The organism is Methylobacterium sp. UNCCL125, from assembly GCF_900116795.1.
Classification (GTDB): Bacteria; Pseudomonadota; Alphaproteobacteria; order Rhizobiales; family Beijerinckiaceae; genus Methylobacterium; species Methylobacterium fujisawaense.
This window is the reverse complement of sequence record NZ_FPBW01000014.1, coordinates 48,431-69,945: the sequence shown is the minus strand read 5'-3', so window position 1 is coordinate 69,945 and position 21,515 is coordinate 48,431. Positions and strand designations below refer to the sequence as shown.

The 21,515-nt window shown below is 68.1% G+C and carries 20 protein-coding genes; all 20 read left to right on the top strand.

From position 1 onward, the window contains the following. Positions 1-154: 154 nt before the first annotated feature. The 20 genes from BM396_RS32190 to BM396_RS15590 all read left to right on the top strand — a co-directional run bounded on the left by BM396_RS32190 (position 155) and on the right by BM396_RS15590 (position 21,215). Positions 155-532 (top strand): hypothetical protein, encoded by a 378-nt coding sequence (locus tag BM396_RS32190; RefSeq protein ID WP_139239492.1) that lies wholly within the window; start codon positions 155-157, stop codon positions 530-532. Between the two features lie 577 nt (positions 533-1,109). Continuing rightward, a complete protein-coding gene (locus tag BM396_RS15680; protein WP_007565524.1) occupies positions 1,110-1,523 on the top strand; it encodes a hypothetical protein in 414 nt (137 codons plus the stop codon). 81 nt (positions 1,524-1,604) lie between these two features. After that, complete coding sequence (locus tag BM396_RS15675; RefSeq protein WP_007565526.1) at positions 1,605-2,009, top strand: FixH family protein; 405 nt, start codon at positions 1,605-1,607, stop codon at positions 2,007-2,009. Then, the gene (locus BM396_RS15670) at positions 2,006-3,529 is read left to right on the top strand and encodes an efflux RND transporter periplasmic adaptor subunit (RefSeq protein ID WP_007565528.1); all 1,524 of its coding nucleotides are present in this window, start codon (positions 2,006-2,008) and stop codon (positions 3,527-3,529) included. Before BM396_RS15675 ends, BM396_RS15670 begins: the two co-directional genes overlap by 4 nt. Continuing rightward, positions 3,526-6,678, top strand: a complete 3,153-nt coding sequence (locus BM396_RS15665; protein ID WP_007565530.1) for an efflux RND transporter permease subunit — start codon at positions 3,526-3,528, stop codon at positions 6,676-6,678. The genes BM396_RS15670 and BM396_RS15665 overlap by 4 nt, the downstream gene beginning before the upstream one ends. Before the next feature lie 20 nt (positions 6,679-6,698). Further along, entirely contained in the window at positions 6,699-7,175 is a 477-nt protein-coding gene (locus BM396_RS15660) for a DUF411 domain-containing protein (RefSeq protein WP_007565532.1), read from the top strand. Between the two features lie 230 nt (positions 7,176-7,405). After that, positions 7,406-8,365, top strand: coding sequence for an SMEK domain-containing protein (locus tag BM396_RS15655; protein WP_007565534.1), 960 nt, complete (start codon positions 7,406-7,408; stop codon positions 8,363-8,365). Further along, positions 8,358-8,600, top strand: a complete 243-nt coding sequence (locus BM396_RS15650; RefSeq protein ID WP_007565536.1) for a hypothetical protein — start codon at positions 8,358-8,360, stop codon at positions 8,598-8,600. Before BM396_RS15655 ends, BM396_RS15650 begins: the two co-directional genes overlap by 8 nt. Then, positions 8,590-10,305: a DUF2326 domain-containing protein gene (locus tag BM396_RS15645; protein ID WP_007565538.1), complete on the top strand. Its 1,716-nt coding sequence runs from the start codon at positions 8,590-8,592 to the stop codon at positions 10,303-10,305. Before BM396_RS15650 ends, BM396_RS15645 begins: the two co-directional genes overlap by 11 nt. Positions 10,306-10,586: 281 nt before the next feature. Continuing rightward, complete coding sequence (locus tag BM396_RS15640) at positions 10,587-10,799, top strand: heavy-metal-associated domain-containing protein (protein WP_007565540.1); 213 nt, start codon at positions 10,587-10,589, stop codon at positions 10,797-10,799. Positions 10,800-10,929: 130 nt separating this feature from the next. Then, entirely contained in the window at positions 10,930-11,364 is a 435-nt protein-coding gene (locus BM396_RS15635) for a hypothetical protein (RefSeq protein ID WP_230364971.1), read from the top strand. A gap of 412 nt (positions 11,365-11,776) precedes the next feature. Beyond that, a complete protein-coding gene (locus tag BM396_RS15630; protein ID WP_007565541.1) occupies positions 11,777-12,109 on the top strand; it encodes a four-helix bundle copper-binding protein in 333 nt (110 codons plus the stop codon). A gap of 56 nt (positions 12,110-12,165) precedes the next feature. Then, positions 12,166-12,657: a DUF305 domain-containing protein gene (locus BM396_RS15625; protein ID WP_007565544.1), complete on the top strand. Its 492-nt coding sequence runs from the start codon at positions 12,166-12,168 to the stop codon at positions 12,655-12,657. Positions 12,658-12,725: 68 nt separating this feature from the next. Next, complete coding sequence (locus BM396_RS15620; protein ID WP_007565546.1) at positions 12,726-15,164, top strand: heavy metal translocating P-type ATPase; 2,439 nt, start codon at positions 12,726-12,728, stop codon at positions 15,162-15,164. 10 nt (positions 15,165-15,174) lie between these two features. After that, on the top strand, positions 15,175-15,930 hold the full coding sequence (locus BM396_RS15615; RefSeq protein ID WP_007565548.1) for an aminoglycoside adenylyltransferase domain-containing protein: 756 nt from the start codon (positions 15,175-15,177) through the stop codon (positions 15,928-15,930). Between the two features lie 67 nt (positions 15,931-15,997). Continuing rightward, on the top strand, positions 15,998-16,300 hold the full coding sequence (locus BM396_RS15610) for a metal-sensitive transcriptional regulator (protein WP_007565550.1): 303 nt from the start codon (positions 15,998-16,000) through the stop codon (positions 16,298-16,300). A gap of 99 nt (positions 16,301-16,399) precedes the next feature. Continuing rightward, positions 16,400-17,572, top strand: a complete 1,173-nt coding sequence (locus BM396_RS15605; RefSeq protein WP_007565552.1) for an SIR2 family protein — start codon at positions 16,400-16,402, stop codon at positions 17,570-17,572. A 609-nt stretch (positions 17,573-18,181) separates the two neighbouring features. Next, positions 18,182-19,543, top strand: a complete 1,362-nt coding sequence (locus BM396_RS15600) for a hypothetical protein (RefSeq protein WP_007565553.1) — start codon at positions 18,182-18,184, stop codon at positions 19,541-19,543. Between the two features lie 11 nt (positions 19,544-19,554). Then, the gene (locus BM396_RS15595) at positions 19,555-20,388 is read left to right on the top strand and encodes a hypothetical protein (RefSeq protein ID WP_007565555.1); all 834 of its coding nucleotides are present in this window, start codon (positions 19,555-19,557) and stop codon (positions 20,386-20,388) included. 92 nt (positions 20,389-20,480) lie between these two features. Then, entirely contained in the window at positions 20,481-21,215 is a 735-nt protein-coding gene (locus tag BM396_RS15590; RefSeq protein ID WP_007565557.1) for a DUF4396 domain-containing protein, read from the top strand. The last annotated feature ends 300 nt before the right edge of the window (positions 21,216-21,515 follow it).

Here is a 21,515-nt window from a genome sequence, read left to right as displayed (position 1 = left end):
GTCGCCGGCCGACGCTTCATGTCACGGGCCTCGTCGCGGTAACGCCGCGGATGGGATCCGGCACGACGACTGGCCTGACCCTCCCACCCGCCCGGCCGCGCGAGGCAATGCGGCCGTCGCGCATCCCACAATCGCTTGCAGGATTATCCCCCCGGTGAGCGAGGCGCCGCGCCGGGCGACCCCGGCCCAACCCCACAAAGGTTCGCAGCGCGCTGTAACGGTACGTCCAAGACATCCGGACTTAAAGACAAGGAGCGGCAAGCTTCTCGTCAGATCAACGGTTTCCGCCATGAAAAGCAAGATCATCCCCGCCTTTGCAGGAATCGCCATGCTCGCCGGACTGCCGGGTTACGCGCTCGCGGGATGGATGGACAACGTCCCACCCCGTTTCCTGCCCCAGACGCATCAATCGCAACGGACCGAAACGCCTCAGGTCGAAGCTCCGGACGTCGGCCTGACGACCGGATCGATCAGCGCGGTGCCCCGCCGCCCTGCCGCCGCCCGGTCGGCCCCCCCCGCCCAGCACTTCTGAACCTCCCGCGGGGTCCGAACCGCCGGACCGGCCGATTGGGGTGGTACGGGGTGAGGTTCGGCGCGCCGCCCTGCACCGCCTACCGCGCGGAGGGTCAAGTGTGCGGTAGGTTTCCCAGATGCCCGGACAGCACGCGCGCGGATGCCGGGAGCCCGGAACCTGCGCCCTTGCGATGGGCGGCCAGCGCAACAGCCCGAGAACGACGACCGGCTCACGCCTGCGATGCACGCGACCATTCCCCTGTTGACCGCCTTCCAGATTGCGCGCTCGGCAGACGGCCACTCCATGTCCGGGGGCTTGCCAGGGGACCGACGGTGTCGATGCGGCTTCCATGGGTGGCGGCCTCGATCCGGCCTCTGCCTGCCGTTCGGGGACGGCCATTGCACGGCAGGCCGGACGCGCCATGGCGCGGTCCGGCGGGCCCACGAGGAACGGGTCGCCGAGACGCCCGCCCGGCGAGGTCGGTCGGTGGATCGGCCGCCCGACGGAACGAAACCTTGACCCTCAAGACTTGGGACGCGCCGTCTCCCGTGACACTGGCCTTCCGCCCGGATCGAAAAGCTGGCATCGTACCTGCGTGACGTTCTTGATCGCCCTTCGGCGACTGTTGCCGCTCCTGGCGGTACTCAGCCTCGCCCTGACGCCGGTGGCCGCGCCCGCGGCCGCCGCGGGGATGCGCGCGTTCATCATGGCGCAAGCCGCGCCTGAGGCGACCTCGGCCATTGCCCATGCCGAGATGGAGGGGATGGACGTGGGCGACGCGGACATGGCCGACATGCCGTGCTGCCCGCCCGGGAAGGCGGCGAAGCCCGACTGCGCCAAGGCCGGCTGTCCGCTTTTGGCGCTCTGCCTCGCCAGCGTCGCCTCCCTCCTGCCGACCGCGGCGTCCGTCCCGGCCCCGGTGGCGACGCGGACGAGCCGGGTGTGGCCCGATGCGGCGTCCTTCGCCAGCGTGTCCGGCCGCCCGTTACCTGAGCCCCCCCGAGCCTGAGCCCGATGACGCCGGCGTGAACGCCGGCACGACGCCGCGCGTCCACGCGTGGCCATCCATCGCGTTCAGGAGACGAAATCCGTGACCACGTACCCCTTCGCGCGCGCCCTCGGTGCCGCGCTGCTCGGTGCCGCCCTGTCGGTCCCGGCCCTGCCGGCGCTCGCCGGCATCAAGGACTACGCCTTCGTGCTGATCCGGACGGAGGCGAAGGTCGGCGAGACCATCCTCTCGGTGCGACTCATGGACAAGCGCACCGGCAAGCCCGTTCCGGACGCGGTGATCTTCGCCAAGCGCATCGACATGGCGCCCGACAGCATGGACGAGATGACCTCGACGATCGAGCAGGTCCCGTCGACGGAGCCTGCCCTCTACCGCTTCAAGGCGAAGCTCACGATGGCCGGGGGCTGGCGGCTCTCGCTGGGGGCGAAGGTCCAGGGCGAAACCGGCACCGTCGAGGACAGGCTCGTCTTCCAGGCCGTCAAGTGAGCCGCTCGGCATGGCTCGCCGGGATCCTCGCCGCGTTGGCGGCGGGGGGCACCGGGTACTGGGCGGGGCGTGATGGCAGCCCCGTTCCGGTCCTCGTCGAGCGCGCACGGACCGAGTTCGCCCACTGGCTTCCGACCGGCATGCCGGGTCCGCAGGCACCGGCGCCGGCGAAGGTCACGGGTCCGGTGGTCTACTACCAGGATCCGGATGGGAAGCCGGTCTACTCCGCGTCGCCGAGAACGACTGCGGAGGGGCACGACTTCCGGGCGGTTCGGGCCAGCGAGGACGTGCGCTTCGACCAGGCACAAGGGAGCGAGACGACATCCCCCGACATGGCCGGCCACGACGTGACCGGGCACGGCATGGCGGCGCATGGAACGGCGGCGGCCGGGAAGCCCGACGGGGGCACGCGCAAGTTGCTCTACTACCGCAACCCGATGGGGCTGCCGGACACCTCGGCGACCCCGAAAAAGGATTCGATGGGGATGGACTACATCCCCGTCTACGCGGGCGAGGACGAGGGCGGCGCCGTCGTGACGGTCTCCCCCGGCAAGGTCCAGCGGACCGGCGTCCGAACCGAAACAGTGGAGCGGCGGGTGGTGGCGCAGCCGGTGCGCGTGCCCGGTACCGTCGCCCTCGACGAGCGGCGCGTGACGGTCATCGCGACCCGGTCGGACGCGTACGTCGACCATGTCGAGGACGTCACCACCGGCGACCGCGTCCGCAAGGGCCAGCCGCTGGTCCACATCTACTCCCCCGAAATCAACGCCGCCGCCGCGCAGCTCATCGCCAACCCCGGCTTCGACGGAGCTCGGCGACGCCTGCAGAACCTCAACGTCTCCGAGGCCGTCATCGACGACATGGAGCGCACCCGGAAGGTGCCGATGGCCATCACTTGGTCGTCGGCCCGGGACGGCGTGGTGCTGCAGCGCTCGGCCGTCGAGGGCATGAAAGCCGCGGCCGGCGACACCCTGTTCCGGATCGGCGACATCTCGGTCATGTGGGTGCTGGCCGACGTGCCCGAGCGCGACCTGGCCGGGGTTCGCGCCGGACAGGCCGTGACCGTGCGCCTGCGTTCGGCCCCGGGCCGGACCTTCTCCGGCAAGGTCGGGGTGATCTATCCGCAGGTGAACCCGGACACCCGGGCCACGCGGGTGCGCATCGAGCTGCCGAACCCGGACGGCGCGCTCCTGCCCGACATGTACGCCGAGGTCGAGATCGCCACGGGGGCGGGCAAGCCCGTCGTGGCGGTGCCCGACGACGCGGTCATCGACACAGGTGCGCGGCAAGTGGTGCTGCTCGACAGGGGCGGGGGGCGCTTCGAGCCGCGCGAGGTCAAAGTCGGGGTTCGCGGCACGGGCTACGTCGAGATCCGCGACGGCGTCGCCGCCGGCGACCGGGTCGTCACGGCGGCGAACTTCCTGATCGACGCCGAGAGCAACCTGAAGGCGGCGCTTCAGTCCATGTCCGCCCCGAAGGCGAGCGACCGGCAGGCCTCGAACCTTGAGGGCAAGCCATGATCGCGCGCCTCATCGGCTGGTCGGCCCGCAACCTCGTCCTGGTGCTGGTCGGCACCGTGTTCGCCGTGGCCGCTGGCGTCATGGCGCTGCGAACGCTGCCGCTCGACGCCATCCCCGACCTCTCGGACGTGCAGGCCATCGTCTACACCGAATACCCGGGCCAGGCCCCGCAGGTGGTCGAGGATCAGGTCACCTATCCTCTCACGACCGCCATGCTGACGGTCCCGAAGGCGAAGGTGGTGCGCGGCTTCTCGTTCTTCGGGGTCAGCTTCGTCTACGTGATCTTCGAGGACGGCACGGACCCATATTGGGGCCGCTCGCGCGTGCTCGAATACCTCAACGCGGCGGCCAGCCGCTTGCCGGCGGGCGTGACCCCAACCCTCGGTCCGGACGCCACCGGCGTCGGCTGGGTCTACCAGTACGTGGTCGTGGCCAAGGAGCGCACGCTCGCGGAATTGCGCTCCCTCCAGGACTGGGTGGTCCGTTTCGGGGCGTCGCGGGCCGAGGGCGTGGCCGAGGTCGCGGGCGTCGGCGGCTTCGTCAAGCAGTACAACGTCGTCGTCGACCCGAACCGCCTACGGGCGCAGGGGATCTCGCTCAACAAGCTCCGGGACGCGATCCGGGCGAGCAACGCCGACGTCGGCGGCCGCACGGTCGAGCTCTCCGAGTTCGAGTTCATGGTGCGCGGACGCGGCTACCTGCGGAGCGTGGCCGACATCGAGAACATCGTCCTGAAGACCACCGGTGGTGCTCCCCTGCGGGTGCGGGACGTCGCCCGGGTCGAACTCGGGCCTGACGAGCGGCGGGGCATCACCGAGATGAATGGTGACGGCGAGGTCGCCGGCGGCATCGTCCTGCAGCGGTTCGGCGCGAACGCCCTGACCGTCATCGAGAACGCGAAGGCGAAGCTCGCGGAGGTGGCGAAAAGCCTGCCGGCCGGCACCGAGATCCTGCCGGTCTACGACCGCTCGCAACTCATCGACGCGGCCATCGAGACGCTGCGGCACACGCTTGTCGAGGAGAGCGTCGTCGTCTCCCTCGTGTGCATCGTGTTCCTCCTGCACGTCCGAAGCGCGCTGGTCGCCATCCTGATGCTGCCCGTCGGCATCCTGATGGCGTTCGCCGGGATGAAGGCGCTGGGGCTGGGCGCCAACATCATGTCGCTCGGCGGCATCGCCATCGCGGTCGGCGCCATGATCGACGCGGCCATCGTGATGATCGAGAACGCCCACAAGCACCTGGAGCGGGCGCGGCCGGACAAGCCGCGGGTCGAGATCTTGGTCGAGGCGGCGGGCGAGGTCGGCCCCTCGCTGTTCTTCTCACTCCTCATCATCACCGTGAGCTTCCTGCCCATCTTCACCCTGGAGGGCGAGGAGGGGCGCCTGTTCGGGCCGCTCGCGCTCACCAAGACCTTCGCCATGGCGGCGGCGGCGCTCCTGTCGGTGACCCTGGTGCCGGCGCTGATGGTGTTGTTCGTGCGCGGACGGATCGTCCCGGAGCATCGCAACCCGGTGAACCGGCTCCTGATCTGGCTCTATCGCCCGGTCATCGCAGGCGTACTGCGGGCGCGGTTGCCCACCATCCTGCTCGCCCTCGGCGTCCTGGCGGTCACCGTCTGGCCGGCGCGCCAGCTCGGCTCGGAGTTCATGCCGGAACTCGACGAGGGGACGCTGATGTACATGCCGACGACCCTGCCCGGCATCTCGGTGACGAAGGCGGGCGAGTTGCTGGCGACCCAGGATCGGATCATCAAGTCCTTCCCCGAGGTCGCCTCGGTCTACGGCAAGGCCGGGCGCGCCAGCACCGCGACCGACCCGGCGCCGATGGAGATGGCCGAGACCATCATCAGCCTCAAGCCTAAGGCCGAGTGGCGCCCGGGCGTGACGCTCGCGAGCCTCAAGGCGGAGATGGACCGGGCGCTGCAGTTCCCGGGCGTCTCGAATGCTTGGACGCAGCCGATCCGGGCCCGCATCGACATGCTCTCGACCGGCATCCGGACGCCGGTCGGCATCAAGGTGCTCGGCACCGACCTCGGCGCCATGGAGAAGGTCGCCCGTCAGGTCGAGGCAGTGGTGCGCGACGTGCCGGGCACGTCGAGTGCCTACGCGGAGCGGGTCATCGGCGGGTACTTCCTCGACATCACGCCCGACCGGGAGGCGCTCGGCCGCTACGGGCTCATGGTGGGCGACGTCCAGGACGTGGTCGCCTCGGCTCTCGGCGGGCAGAGCGTCACCAACACGGTCGAGGGCCGCGAGCGCTACACCGTCAACGTACGCTACCCGCGCGCCTTCCGCTCCGACCCGCGGGCCATCGCCGACGAGGTGCAGGTGCCGCTGCCGGCCGGCGGGACGGTGCCGCTCGGCGAGGTCGCGAAGGTCGAGCTTACCCGGGGGCCGACCTCGATCCGGACCGAGAACGGCCAGCTCGCGGTCTACATCTTCGTCGACCTCACTGGGCGCGACCTCGGCGGCTACGTGGCCGACGCCCGGGCCGCGGTCGACAGGGAGGTCAGGTTGCCCCAGGGCACGACGCTGCAGTGGAGCGGGCAGTACGAGTACCTGGAGCGCGCCGAAGCCCGCCTCAGGATCGTTGTGCCGCTGACGCTGCTCGTCGTGTTCCTGCTCCTCTACCTGAACTTCCGCCGTCTGACCGAGACCCTCATCGTCATGCTCTCGCTGCCGTTCGCGCTCGTCGGCGGCGTCTGGCTGATGTGGTGGATGGGCTTCAACATGTCGGTGGCGGTGGCGGTCGGCTTCATCGCGCTCGCCGGCGTCGCGGCCGAGACCGGCGTGATCATGCTGGTCTACCTCGACCACGCCCTCGACGAGGTCCGGGCAGGGTGCCGGCGTGAGGGACGCCCCCTCACGCGCGAGGACTTGCGGCAGGCCATCATGGTCGGCGCCGTCGAGCGGGTGCGGCCCAAGATGATGACGGTGGTCGCCATCATGGCGGGTCTCCTGCCCATCCTCTGGAGCACCGGTTCGGGCTCCGAGGTCATGCAGCGCATCGCCGTGCCGATGATCGGCGGGATGGTGTCCTCGACCGTGCTGACCCTCGTCGTGATTCCGGCCGTCTACGCGTTGGTGAAAGGTCGCGGGTTGCCGGAGGCCGCCGCGGAGGGTGCACGGATGCCTCTGGCGGCCGAATGAGGAATCGACAGGAGCGAATGATGAAGTCAGACATGATGCCGTCCCGGCGTGCCGTGCTCGCGGGCTTGGCGGCGGGAGTGTCCCTCGGACGACCCGTGATGGGGGAGAGCCTGCCGACCGTCGCCGTGACGAAGGACCCGAGTTGCGGCTGCTGCGCGAAGTGGGTGGACCACCTGCGACAGGCCGGCTTCACGGTGACGGTGACCGAGGGTCCCGTGAACCCGGTGAAGGCGCGTCTCGGCGTGCCGAGGGACCTCGCCTCCTGCCACACCGCTCTCGTTGACGGCTACGTGGTCGAGGGACACGTGCCGGCGGACGCCATCAGGCGCTTGTTGGCCGAGCGCCCGAACGGAACCGGGCTGGCCGTTCCGGGCATGCCGGCCGGCTCGCCCGGCATGGAGGTCGAGGGCAGGGATCCCGGCGCCTACGCGGTGATCCTGTTCGGACCCGAGGGGCGAGACACCTTCGCCCGTTATCGTGGCGGCGAACCGGCCTGAGCGCGGCCGACGTGCGGATGATCGCCGTCGCCGTCCACGGTGGTCAACGGTCGTCGCGCCGCCGCGCAAGAGCCGACGCCCCGCTTCGTGCCCGGACATCCCCCGAAGGCGGGCTTAGCGTGGGCGGGAACTCGGTTCACAGACTCGCCCCGGCGGCATGAAGATCGGAGTGGCGAAGGGGACGCCGCAACGCTAGGACTCGGGGGATCCGAGAGAGTCTCGTCACCACCATGAATCGCGCAAGCCTCATCGGGGTCGCTTTGCACTATTTGACGCAACTGAGGATGTCGGTCGGGCACCTCAATAGCCTCAACCTACAAGACGTCAACGTCCATGCGGAAGCGTTCTTTCGAGATTTTCTGAACTTGGTGTTTGACTATAAGCTGAAGAACATCAACATAGTAGAGAGGAACGCGCGAGCTATCGATTTGGGCGACGAGGACGAACGGATCGCCATCCAGGTGACGTCGACGTCGGAGTTGGACAAGATCAAGCACACCCATAAGGGCTTCGTGGCGAGCGGCCTCGACGGCAGATACGACCGCCTGGTCGTTCTCATCATCGGAGAGAAGCGCAGGTACCGGGAGTCGTCCCTAGGCGGCGACGGCGTGTTCAGCATGTCCCTGGTGGACGACGTCTGGGACATTCCCGAGCTCCTGAGGAAGGTCGGCGACCTTCGCTTGGACAGGCTTGAGCGCTGCTGCGAGTTCCTGCGCGACGAGTTGAAGATCCCCGAGCCCCGGCAGTCCAACGAGGTTGGTACCCTGATCCGCCTGATCGAGGTTCTCAGCGCCGCCGAGGAAGGGATCTCGGTCGGCGACAACCGGGAGGACCCCGATCCCGACAGGAAGATCCGCGACCGATTCGCGGATCACGCCGCCTTCCTCGAACAGCAGTACGTCGACTTGCACGAGATATATGGACGTGCGCTGGCGGAAGTGAACAGGCATACCGACCTCGGGCACGTGCGTGTGCGCAAGCTCCAGGTCTACCTCATGAATTGGAGCGACCGTGTCCTGACGGAATATGGAGGCGATCCCAAAGCCGCCCTCGATGCGCTGACCGAAAAGGTCCTTCGGATGATGGGCACCAGCGCCGTCGCATTCGACGATTGCGCCATTCGATATTACCTTGTCGATCAGCTGATTGCCTGCAACGTGTTCCCGAACAAGCGCGCGCTCGATGCCTAGCATCTTCCTCAAAGACGAGGCACTCGACAAGTCTCCGCCAATCGTCGGTTTCGAGATCGCGCGGTACATCAGGCAGTCGGGCAAGGGTCGTGTCAGTATCTTCGACGTGGTGGAGCGCTTCAAACGCGAGAGTTGGTTCGCGTGGAATTCGTTCTTTTATGGCATCACCTTCCTATACGCCGTTGGCCTGGTCGATTTCGAAGAACCATACCTGATCGTCCGTGATGTTGATTGAGCGTCTCTACACCGAGCCCGCGACCATCGATCCCATCGTCTTCACGGCAGGGGTCAATGTGATCCTGGGTGAGAGCGACGTGACCAGCTCCAAGAACAACGGCGTCGGCAAGTCGCTCTGCATCGAATTCTTGAACTTCGCATTGCTCAAACGCAAAACGGAAAGTCGCGTGGCGAGAATCCCGAAGGAGAGCTTCGATCCGCGCAACCTCATCTGCGTCGACTTCCGGCTGCACGGGATCGGCTACACCATCAAGAGATCGCTCGAAGAGGCGGAGCACCCGCGGATCATCGTCGACGGGCGCGAGACGGTCTACGCCAAGCTCAAGGATGCGACCGATTTCCTGACGGGGAGGCTGTTCCCCGACCAGGATGAGCAGGTCGGGTTCCGGGAGATCCTGGGGCCGCTGATCCGGGACGAGCGATCCGAGTTCAAGTCGATTGTAGGCTGCTTCGACACCAAGGCCCGAATACCGGACAACTACGCGCCGCACCTCATGCTCCTCGGCATCGACCTCGGCATCTACCGTGCCATCAAGGGCATACAGAGGGAACTCGACGCAATCGCCACCGAGGAGGCTCGCATCAAGGACAGCGTGAGGCTCGTCCGCCAGAAGGATCTGGATGACGCCCGGTCCGACCTCAACGCCCTCGACGAGGAGGTCGAGACGATCCGGCAAGGCATCGATGCCCTGGAGAACGCCCCGGCCTACGACATCGTGAAGGGCGAGATCCTCGATATCGAAGACCGGATGTCGGACCTGCGCCGCAGCAAGGACGTGCTCGTCCAGCGCGCTGCAAACCTGGCACCGATTGCCCTGGAACCCGGCATAGACAGCGGCGAGATCCGCGACTTCTACGACCAGCTTCGTGCCGGCCTGGGCACCAGCATCGTCCGCGAACTCGCGGAGGTAATTACTTTCAAGTCCAAGATCGAGCAGTTCCAGCGCCACCTGCTGGACGAGAAGTCGAGGGTGGTGGACGTCGAGATCCGGAACCTCAACAAGCAGCTCGCCGAACTCGATAGGCGGTACGCAAAGCTGGTGGCGGTTCTCGATCAGAAAGGGCAGCTGCGCAACCTACGCCAGACCTATGCCTCCTTCCAGGCGAAGAGCGATGAACTTGGACAGCTCAAAAGCTTCTTCAGCCGTTACGACCAACTGCTGATCGAACGTCAGACCAAGAAGTCCGAGATCGAGGCCGAAAGGCTGGCATTGCAGGCCAGCATCTCTGCCGCCGCGGATCGGCTGCGGTCGTTCGAACGGACGATCCTCGCCATTCATCAGTTCATCCAGGGCAACCGCAAGGCTTCCTTCGAGGTGCGAACCACCCCCAGGAAGCACGTCGTCGATATCGTCCTGCGGATCGACGATGACGGCAGTCATAGCGTGGAGAGGGAGAAAGTCTTCATATACGACATCGCGCTGCTGCTGAACGATTACACCAAATCCCGTCACCCCGGGCTGTTGGTTCACGATAATATCTTCGACGTCGACGACGACACCTTACGAAAAAGCCTGGAGTTCATCCTCACTCGGGCAAGACTCGACGAGAACAAGCAGTACATCCTGACGCTCAATGTCGACCGCATCGAGCATGCACGGGAGGAGGTGTGGTATTACGAGCTTGAGCAGAGCGTCGTGGCATCTTTCACCAAAAGCAATCGCTTTCTCAAGGCGCAATACCAGGAGGTTGGCCGGGAGTGATCGTTCGGACCAGGTCCCTCCTCACCGCGATGCCCATCGATCAAGGGTTCAAGCGCACGTGCGCAGGCCGATGGACATGATGCTTCAGGGTTAAGCGATGGAACCACGCCAAGCGTCGCCGCACCGGTCGACGATGTCGAGGATCGACCGGCTTCAGCGTCACGACGGCCATGTCGCCTGCAGCGAACGCGCTCCAGCCCGATGCGGAGCGCTCCCCGACCCTTGACCTTCCCACCATGGGAAGCCCTATCTGAAGGTGACGCCGTCATAGGGAGAGCGTCATGCATCGTTTCAAGGTCGACAAGATGGACTGCGGAGGTTGTGTCAAGTCCGTGGCCCGGGCCATCATCGACATCGAGCCGGACGCCCAGGTCGCGGTGGACCTCGGGGCCAAGCTCGTGACCGTGTCCGGCGCCGTCGGGCCGGCAGACCGCATCGCACTGGCCGTCACCGCCGCCGGCTACCCGGCCGAGCAGGTACGCGCGACCGCGTGATGGGACGAGCCGGCAACCAAATGCGGATGCAGGCATTCTCGTCAAAGGTGCGACTTCGTCGCGACATGCAAGATCGGGGTTAGCGACCGGGATGGCTTTCAGGCGGCATGTGGTGCGTTCGATAGCGGCGATGATCCTCGCGATCATCGCCTACGTCGCGCCGTCCGCCGTCGAGGCTCACGATGGCCATGTCCACTGCGGTCACAATCGGCGCGCGGCGGCAATGGTCGATGCGAAGGCACCGCTTGCTGGACCAGCCCTCGCAACCTCGCTGCACGTCCCAGGGTTCATGGGATGGCTTCGCGGTGCACCGCGTCTCCGGACGCTGCCGGTTCGGGCGACGGCCTCGCTCAAAGCCGCCGATGCCGACGAGGGTTGCTGCCCCGGCGCCTGCAAGCGCTGCCGCTGCGGGACGGCCGTTTGTGGCACCCTCGGTATTCCCGCCGCCCCAACATCCTTGTCAGCCCCCCTCTTCAAGGCCGTCGTGATGGTCCCGGACGACGTCGCAGGGCACGAGGGCGCAGGCCCCGAGGCGCTTCGCAAGCCGCCACGAACCGTCGCGTGAGGTGATGCGCACCTGGGCGCGCAACGCCTGAGGTGCGCCCGCGGCCACGACCTGCGCCCGCTTCGTCGCCGGTCGAGACTGATCCCCTGTCGATCTGCCCAATCGTCGCCTCAGGAGCGGCGGCGCCGCTTCGGGTCGCCCCGGCGGGACGCGCCGAACCGTGAGCTCGAAAGGGCGGCGTCCCATCGGGTCGTTCGTGATCGGACGATCCCGGCGCGCTGGGACCGGTCCACGATGGCCGCGGGACCGACTTTCCAAACTCGAACGTCGCCGCGAAAGATTTTCGTCTTTCGCGTTGAACAAGACGTCAGTTCACTATCTTTATGACTGCGCTGTGCTGAGAAATAAAATCGCTTTTTAGCGTAAATCTCGGTTTATCGAACAGTGTGAACCGTCTTAATGGAGACTCGGAATGCATACGATGTCGAACGAGATGCAGTCCTGCATCGATGAGTGTCTTCGCTGCTATCAGACCTGCATGGGCATGGCCTCGAACCATTGCCTTCCGGCCGGCGGCAAGCACGTCGAGCCGGCGCATTTCCGGCTGATGTTAGCCTGTGCGGAGACGTGCCGGACTTCGGCTCACTTGATGCTGATCGGTACCCCCGAGCACAAGCATACCTGCCGCGCCTGCGCCGAGGTGTGCGAGGCCTGCGCCAGGAGCTGCGAGCAGGTCGGCGACATGCAGGACTGCGTCGAGCGGTGCCGGCGATGCGCCGAGAGCTGCCGCAAGATGGCCGCCTGAGCCAATCGGGGCGGCCGGCGACGGCTGCCCCTTCCACAAGATGAGAGGAGGCAATTATGCTCGTTCGTAACCTTGTCCTTGCCGCGACCATGGCGTTCGCCGGCGCCGGAGCGGCCGTTGCGGCCGACCATGACCACGATCACGACCACGGCTCGATGCAATCCGCCGTGAGGCTGCCGGAAGCGTGCAAGGCGGCCTCGGCGGGCAAGGAGGCGATGGTGAAGGACATGCAGGCGCACATGTCCCAGGCCATGCAGGGCATGGGCGGTCAGATGACCGAGACCCAGAAGGGCCTGCAGCGGGCGATGATGTCGATGAATGGCCCGATGATGCAGGGGATGATGGCGGGCGATCCCGACGTCGCGTGGGTCTGCACGATGATCCCCCACCACCAGGGCGCCATCGACATGGCCCGAGCGGCGCTGAAGGGCGCCGACAACGCCGAGAGCAAGCGCCTCGCCGAGAAGACCATCGGTGAGCAGGAGAAGAGCATTCAGGAGCTCGTCGCCTGGCTCGACAAGAACGCGAAGAAGGAAGGCAACCGGTAAGGCGCCGCGCGCCGCCGGACCGTTCGCGGTCTGGCGGCCAGGCCCTCGGCCATACGGAAGGAGCGGTGATGAGCGACGCGTCGCAGGGACATCCTCAATCTGCGGGAGGCCACGCCTGTGTCGGCGGCCACGATCATTCCGCGCACGCGCACGGCCACGGGCACGACCACCGTGCGCACAGCCATGCCGCACCTGCCTCGTCCGATGGCGCCTTCCGCGTGAAGGACCCGGTCTGCGGGATGACGGTGGACCCGCACGCGACGAAGTACCAGGCCGAGCACGACGGGCATCCGTACTACTTCTGTTCGAACGGCTGCCGGACCAAATTCGAGGCCGACCCCGTCCGCTACGTCGACCCCGCCTCCCCCGCGGCGAAGTCCGAGCCGGTGCCGGAGGGCTCGATCTACACCTGCCCGATGCACCCGGAGGTGCGCCAGGTCGGGCCAGGGGCTTGCCCGATCTGCGGGATGGCCCTGGAACCCGCGATGGTCGGTGCGGACGACGGTCCGAGCGAGGAACTCGTCGACATGACGCGCCGGTTCTGGGCCGGGCTGGTGCTGACCGTTCCGGTGTTCGTGCTTGAGATGGGCGGCCACCTGCTCGGGTTGACCGACCGCCTCGGCCAGCAGACCTCAAACTGGATCCAGTTCGCGCTCGCCACCCCGGTCGTGCTCTGGGCCGGCTGGCCCTTCTTCGTTCGGGCCTGGCACTCCGTCCTGTCCCGGAACCTGAACATGTTCACCCTGGTCGCCCTCGGGACGGGCACGGCCTACCTCTACAGCGTGGTCGCGACGCTCGCCCCCGGGCTGTTCCCGGAGGCGCTGCGCGGGCACGGCGGGGCGGTGCCGGCCTACTTCGAGGCGGCGGCGGTGATCACCGTGCTTGTGCTGCTCGGGCAGGTCCTGGAGCTCCGCGCCCGCGAGAGCACCGGCGGCGCGCTGCGGGCGCTCCTCGACCTCGCGCCGAAGACCGCCCGCCGCATCCGGCCGGACGGCGAGGACGAGGAGGTGCAACTCGATGCCATCGGGGTCGGCGACCGCCTGCGCGTGCGCCCCGGCGAGAAGGTCCCGGTCGACGGTGCGGTGGTGGAGGGCCGCGGCTCCGTGGACGAGAGCCTCGTGACGGGGGAATCGATGCCGGTCGCCAAGGAGGCCGGCGCCCCCGTCATCGGCGGCAGCCTCAACCAGTCCGGCTCGCTCGTCGTCGAGGCGACCAAGGTCGGGCGCGACACCATGCTGGCCCGCATCGTCCAGATGGTGGCCGAGGCCCAGCGGAGCCGGGCCCCGATCCAGCGCCTCGCCGACCGGGTCGCGGGCTGGTTCGTGCCGGCGGTCATCGGCGTGGCGGTTCTCGCCTTCGCCGCCTGGATGGCCTTCGGGCCGGAGCCCCGCTTCACCTTCGCGCTGTTGGCCGCGGTGGCGGTGCTGATCATCGCCTGCCCGTGCGCGCTCGGCCTCGCCACGCCGATGTCGATCATGGTCGGCGTCGGCCGCGGCGCCGGGGCCGGGGTGCTCGTCAAGAACGCGGAGGCGCTGGAGCGGATGGAGCGGGTCACGACCCTGGTGGTCGACAAGACCGGCACCCTGACCGAGGGCAAGCCGGCCGTGACCCGGATCGTGGCGGCGGCCGGCTTCGACGAGGACACGCTCCTGCGGCTCGCGGCGAGCGTCGAGCGCGCGAGCGAGCACCCGCTCGCCCTGGCCATCGTGGCGGCGGCCGGGAAGCGCGGGCTCTCCACAGCTCCCGTCACGGATTTCGACAGCCCCACCGGCAAGGGCGCGCTCGGAACCGTGGAGGGCCGCCGCGTGGCGCTGGGCAACGCCGCCTTCCTTCGCGAGCAAGGGGTCGACGTATCGACCCATGACGCCGAAGCCGACGAGCTCCGGCGCGACGGCGCCACGGCGATCTTCGCCGGCGTCGACGGACGGGTCGCCGGCGTCCTCGCCATCGCCGACCCGGTCAAGGCGACGACGGCCGAGGCGCTCGCGGCGCTCCGGGCGGAGGGCATCCGGGTGGTGATGCTGACCGGCGACAACCGCACGACCGCCGAGGCGGTGGCGCGTCGGCTCGGCATCGAGGAGGTCGAGGCGGAGGTGTTGCCCGACCAGAAGGCCGCCGTGGTCGAGCGCCACAAGGCGGCAGGGCAGGTGGTCGCGATGGCCGGGGACGGCGTGAACGACGCCCCCGCGCTCGCCGCGGCCGACGTGGGCATCGCGATGGGCACCGGCACGGACGTGGCCATCGAGAGCGCGGGCCTGACGCTGCTCAAGGGCGACCTCCTCGGCATCGTGCGGGCGCGGCGTCTGTCGCGGGCGGTGATGGGCAACATCCGCCAGAACCTGTTCTTCGCCTTCGTCTACAACGCGGCCGGCGTGCCGGTGGCGGCGGGCATCCTCTACCCGTTCCTCGGCATCCTGCTCTCGCCCGTCATCGCGGCGGCCGCCATGGCCTTGTCGTCGGTGAGCGTGATCGGCAACGCCCTGCGCCTGCGGGCCGCCCGGTTGTGAGACGGGCCGCGTGACCGAACTCCTGGACGCGACGGCTGTGATGCACCCGCTCGCCGCGGCGGCGGCGGAGCGGTACCTGACGGCGGTCGACGCGGCGCTGCCGGGCCTCGTCTCGGGCTTCCACGTGGTCGGTTCCGCGGCGCTGGACGACTTCGTGCCGGGACGGTGCGACCTCGACTTCGTCGCCGTCGTCGCCTGGCCCCCGGGGGCCGACGCGCTGGATCGGCTCGCGGACCTGCACGAGGGCCTCGGCGCGATGGGCGGCCCCGCCCTCGACGGGATCTACGTCGCCGCGGCGGACCGGCAAGGACCGGAGGACAAGGGTCCGGCGGTCCGGGTCGGCCGCTTCGAGCCGCTGTCCGGGCACAGGCGCCGCCCGGTGGACAGGCTCGCCCTCGCCGAGCACGGGCTGACCCTGCGGGGTCCGCCGCCGGGCTGGCTGAACGTGCCCGGGGTCGACGGGTGGGCGGCCGAGGCGTTCGGTTCCCTGCGGGACTCGGCTGGGACGGCCGAGGTCGACGAGGCCGTGCTGGGCGCCTGCCGGCTGCACTACCTGCTCGCGCTCCGGCGCATACCCTCGAAGTCCGAGGCCGGTCTTTACGGCCTGATCGCTCTCGACGAACGCTGGCGGCGGATCATCGACGAGGCGCTGCGCCTGCGCCGCACGCCCGACGTGCCGGCTTTGTACCTGAACGAGGACGAACGCCGCAGGGACGCGCTCGCCTTCGTCGAGGCGACGGCGGAGGACGGGCTGTCCCTGCCCTGAATGCGCGCCCCGGGGTTCCGGCGGCGCGCCCGAGCGCCTATCTTGGCAGTCGCAACACGGGCCCGAGATGAGCGAACCGGACGACAGACACGGCGGCGTGGCCGTGGACCATACCCGCCAGATCGCCCGGCTGCGCCGCATCGAGGGGCAGGTCCGCGGCCTGCAGCAGATGATCGAGAACGGGCGCTACTGCGTCGACGTCGCCCACCAGGCCGACGCCGTCATCGCGGCCCTTCGGCGGGTGCAGTCCGACATGCTGCGCGACCACCTGCAGGCGCTGGTACAGGCCACGCTAACCGGGAACCTGCCCGAGGAGGAGCGGGGTCGCCTCGCCGACGAGATGAGCCGCCTGATCGCCAAGGTGGTCTGAAGGGGGAGGAGCGCCGTGCCGAGAAGAAAACTTTTGCTTGTCGTCGGCGCCGGTGCGTCCCTCGAATTCGGGATGCCCCCGGTCGCAGGGGTTCGGGCCATGATCAACGACGCCATCCAGGTTCGCTACCCGTTGCTCGCCGAGCCCGCGACGAACCTTTACGAGCATGTCGAGGGTTTGGTCAGGACCCACTGGCAGCGGACGGTGCCCGAGTTCCTGCGCCGCGAGCCGCACTACGAGGACTTGCTGTACGCCATCTTCGCCGTCGCCGCGGCTTACCCCGCTGGCGCCGCGACCTCGGCGTTGGGCGCGGTCGTGACAGCCAAGGGGATGCCCGACGTCTCGCTTTTCGGTCGGCACGCCACGCCGGTCGGGCCGGACACCCTGCGCGATCTCGGCCGCGCGTCGGTTGATGCCGTCGTGGAGGCGTTCCGCGAGCGCTGCGCCGCCAGCGAGGCGGACAAGGCGTCCGAGTTCGCAAGGCTTCAAGTGCTGGTCGCCGCGCTGCAGGCCGAGTTCGACGTCGCGGTGGTCACCCTGAACTACGACAACGTGATGTACCGCGCCTTTCCCGGGATCGAGACCGGCTTCGACCCGGCGACCGGCATTTTCGACCAGGAGCGCATCCTCCGGCGGTCCGGCTGGGCATGCATGCTGCACCTCCACGGGTCCGTCCATTTCGACATGCAGCCCGGCCCGACCGGAGACATGCACGAGATCCGCTGGCAGCCGGATATCCGCGGCCGTTTCCATCAGAACGCCGGTGGCCGCAGCACGCGCTCCCACGTCGAGGGCATCGATTTCCCGACCTCGGTCATCGTCGCGGGATACGGCAAGACGACCCAGATCCTGAAACGGCCCTTCCGCACCTACTACTCCGAACTCGACCGCCTCGTGGCCGGCTGCGACGCCGTGCTCTTCGCCGGGTACGGGTTCGGCGACGAGCATCTGACAGTGGCCTTCGAGGGCTTCCGGGATGCACGGAACCGCCCGGTCGCCATCATCGATTTCGCTCGGGACGACGCCATGACGATGGGCGGCGCCGATCTCGGAGGCCCCAACGCCATGGTCGACGAGATGGTCCGGACGTTCCTGACCGAGCCGAGGACCATGCGCGCCCTCGGCTACTCCGCCCCGCAAACGGTCGCGGATCTCAGGGCTGCCCGGGAATTCGAGACCTGCCTGGACCCCGCGACGCCCCTCGCCATCTGGTACAACGGCATGCTCGCAGCCTGCGACGCGCCATCCAAGGTGCTCGCGCGTCTGGCGTGACGTTCGGGTCGAGGGACTGGTGCGCAACGACCCGGAGGGCGGTGCCGAAGGACCGTGGCTCTCCGGGACCGTACCGAAGGAATTCCGATTCCGCACCGTCCAGGAGGTGGCGCAGCTCAGGCGCCGACGCCAAGTCGACGTTGCGCTGGCGAGCCTCCCGTCGGGGCGGCCAGCATCGCCGCGACGCCCTGGTCGAAGGTGCCGGGTATGTCTTGGCTGGAATCATGATCCCTGCCCGCAGGGTCGCGGGACCGGTGTCGGTCGACAGAGCCAAGGGTTCGGTTGACGAGCTTGGCCAAGCGGTATGCGGCCAGCGTTCCGCGGAAGTCGTCGGAGGCGATGCAAGCCCTCCTTGCAGGATGACGGCGCCGTTCCATCGGGTTGATGCGCCGAGCGACGGCCCGAGGTCTTCGGAGATGGATGTAAATCTTGCTTCCGGTATCCGCAGTTGCAGTCGGCTGGGATGATACGGGGCTTCAGAAGCGCGTTAGTAGCTCTTCCGCAACACCGGCGGCGGAAAGCCTGTCCAAGGCGTGCATTCGCCCGACCGACCCTTCCAATATCCGCCCGACCAAAATACCCCTAAGGGGTATCGAGTCGGAGGGTGGCATGATCGGACGGCGGACATTCCTCACCGGCGCCCTGGCGTCGGCGGCCTCGGCCCCCTTGGCAGGGACCGCCGCGCGAGCCCTGGACGGCATCGAGCGGCGGGACGAGGTCAGCTTCCTCAGGGGGCCCTACAACCTCGCCTTCTACTACCGGCTCAACAAGGCCTACCGCATCGGCGCCGGGATGCACTTCTTCCACTCGAAGCAGCACGACCTGCTGCAGCACACGCGGTTCGAGGACCGCGCCGGGGTCGATGCCCGCTTCGACAAGGAGGCGCAGGAATGGCTGCGCGATCCGCCGGCCATCGAGCCGGAGATGCCGTACTACTCCAACTACGTCGACCGGGCGATGCACACGCTGTTCCGGACCATCGACTGGACGCACATGCATCACGAGCAGACCTACGACGTGATGGCGTTCCGCGAGATCCCGTGGGCCGAGAAGAAGGCGTGGACCGACCGCGCGGTCAGATACTACCTCACGATGCAGACGCCGGGCGTGCCCCGCAGCGTCGCCCCGCTGGAGCTGACCATGCGGCGGGCGGGCATCATGATGAAGCCATACTTCAACTACTTCCGGAACTTCTACCCGCTCGACCAGAGCCTGTTTTACGTCGCCCACTGGTGGCACCCGGCCGCGTACGAGACGCAGATGATCTCGGGCAACAGCGACCAGGAGGCCGCGATGGCCCAGACCATCGACCTCATGTACCGCGAGGTGATGGCGGACCGGCCCGGCCGCATGCTGCTCTCGCGCGAGATCATGCCGCGCTACGCCCGGATGAGTCCCGAGAGCGCGAACATCTTCGACAACCTGCACATGCTCCACGGGATCGCCTACTCGATCCTCGCCTATCCCGGCTGGTCCATCGAGGAGAAGCGGGCTGAAATGTACCGGGTCATCGAGGCCATGGGCTACCAGCCCGGCGACGAGGCCTACACGCGCAGGTTCCGGGAGCCCCATCCCGAATTCGATCCGAGGACCTATCCGGCGTGGGTGCGCTCGCCCCAGGGCGCCATGGGCATGATCATGATGGACATGCTCATGGAGATGCTGCCGATGATGTACCCGGGCGGCCTGTCCAAGGCATCCCACGCCGCCATCATGCAGCAGATGATGAAAAACGGGCGGCTTGGGATCGAGCCCGGCGAGATCCCCGGCTCGCTCCACGACGCATTCATGCAGGTCGCCCCCGGCATGCGGATGATGCCCGGCTCGACCGAACCCGGCGAGACCCCGACCATGATGGTCGAGCACATGCTCTCCGCCTGGAACGCCAAGGCCGCCGGCATCCCGGACGTGGCGCCCATCGACATGACCGTCGAGCCGAGCCTCGGCCCGGCCCGTGTCGCCGTCCGCTGAGGAGCCGCGCCATGCCGAAGCTCGTCCGCACCGCCCTCGCGGCCCTCCTCGCCCTCTCCGCTGGCTCGGCGATCGCCGCGGACCACTCCAACCTGGAGGAGGGGCTGCCCATCACCATCGAGGACGCCTACCCGATCAAGGAGAACGGCCTCGAAGTGCAGTCCTACTTCCAGTACAACCGCATCCGGAACGACCCGCGCGGCGCCAGCAGCCTGATGGCGGTGCCGCGCCTGGAATGGGGCGCGTTCAAGAACTTCCAGCTCTCGGTCGAGGCCCCGTACCGGCTCGGCAACGCGAGCGACACCGACCAGGGCGAATTCCTGGCGCAGGGGTTCTACAACTTCAACCAGGAGGGGCTAGTCCTGCCCGCCATGGCGGTCGCGCTCGGGGTGAACACGCCCTACGGCCATATGGCCGGCGGCACGGAGACCGAACTCAAGTTCCTGGCGACCAAGTCGCTCGGCACCCCCGATCCGGAGGGATTGTCGCCGTATTCCTACGTCCCGCGCCAAGTTCACTTCAACGCGTCGTGGTTCCACAACTACGACCCGACGACCGGCCGGGAGGCCGAGCGGCGCGACCGCTACCGGGTCGGCGTCGCCTACAGCCAGCCGGTCTCGAACTCCGTCGTGCTGGTCGCCGACGTCTACCGCGAGACCGACCGGGAGCGCGGCCGGGCGGTCAACCTGGCCGAGATCGGCGCTCGCTACATGGCGACGCCGCAGACGGTGCTGGTCGGGGCGGTCGGCGTCGGCTTCGGCGGCGACCGCCGGCAGGACTTCCGGGTCACGGCCGGCCTGCAGCACTCCCTGAGCTTCCCGTACTCCTGGGACCCGCCGCGCTGATCCGCCCACCGCCGGCATGGGAGGGTTGCACCGCGTCGGGGAACCTTACCCCTAGGGGGTATGTTGCACCGGCATTTCCGTGGGGGTGCCGCATGTTCCCGGAGTGGTTCCACATCCTGTCCGTCTGCGCCCTGCTGCTGGGCGCGGCGTGCTCGCTGCTGCTGTCGGTGCAGGTGATCCGGCAACCGCAGCACATGACGGTCATGAACGTCGTCTGGCCGGTGAGCGCGCTGTTCGGGACGCTCGTCGTCGTCTGGGCGTATTACCGCTATGGACGGCTAGCCACGATGGAGGCGCACCATAACGCCAAGGAGCGCGGCGAGAAGCCGCCGAACATGACGCAGACCCCGTTCCCGGTCATGGTGGGCAAGGGCGCGCTCCACTGCGGCAGCGGCTGCATGCTGGGCGACGTCGCCGCCGAGTGGCTCGCTTTCCTGGTTCCGGGCGTCGCCGTCTGGTTCGGCTGGCATTCCCTGTTCGAGGAGAAGATGTACGCGGTTTGGGTGCTGGATTTCGTGTTCGCCTACGCGCTCGGGATCGCGTTCCAGTATTACGCCATCGTGCCGATGCGCGGGCTCTCTCCCGGCGAGGGTCTGGTGGCGGCCGTGAAGGCGGACACCGTCTCGCTGATCGCCTGGCAGGTCGGCATGTACGGCTTCATGGCGTTCGCCCAATTCTTCCTGTTCCCGCACTTGACCGGCCAGCGCGCGCCGGTGAACTCGGTCGAGTTCTGGTTCGCCATGCAGGTCGCGATGGTGGCGGGATTCTTGACCAGCTATCCGGTGAATTGGTGGCTCGTCGGCTCCGGCATCAAGGAGCGGATGTAGGCCGGTCCGCGCCTATCGGCGAATCACGAGGAGCCAGAAGAGGACGGCGCACGCGGTCGCGAGCATGCAGATCCGGTATGCCGCCTCGTTCGGGGCAGGGCGCATGCCCGCCCCGGTGGCGGCGCGACAGCTCGGGCACCTCGTCGCCTCGGTGCGAACCGTCCGCCCGCAGCAACCGCACTTGGATAAGAGCATGGGCGCCCCTCCCGTCCCGTGCCGAGATCTCGCGGGCCGCCGCACCTCGGTGAGGCCTCTGCGTACGGGCCGACAGGATCACCCTCTGGTCGACCGCGATGGTCC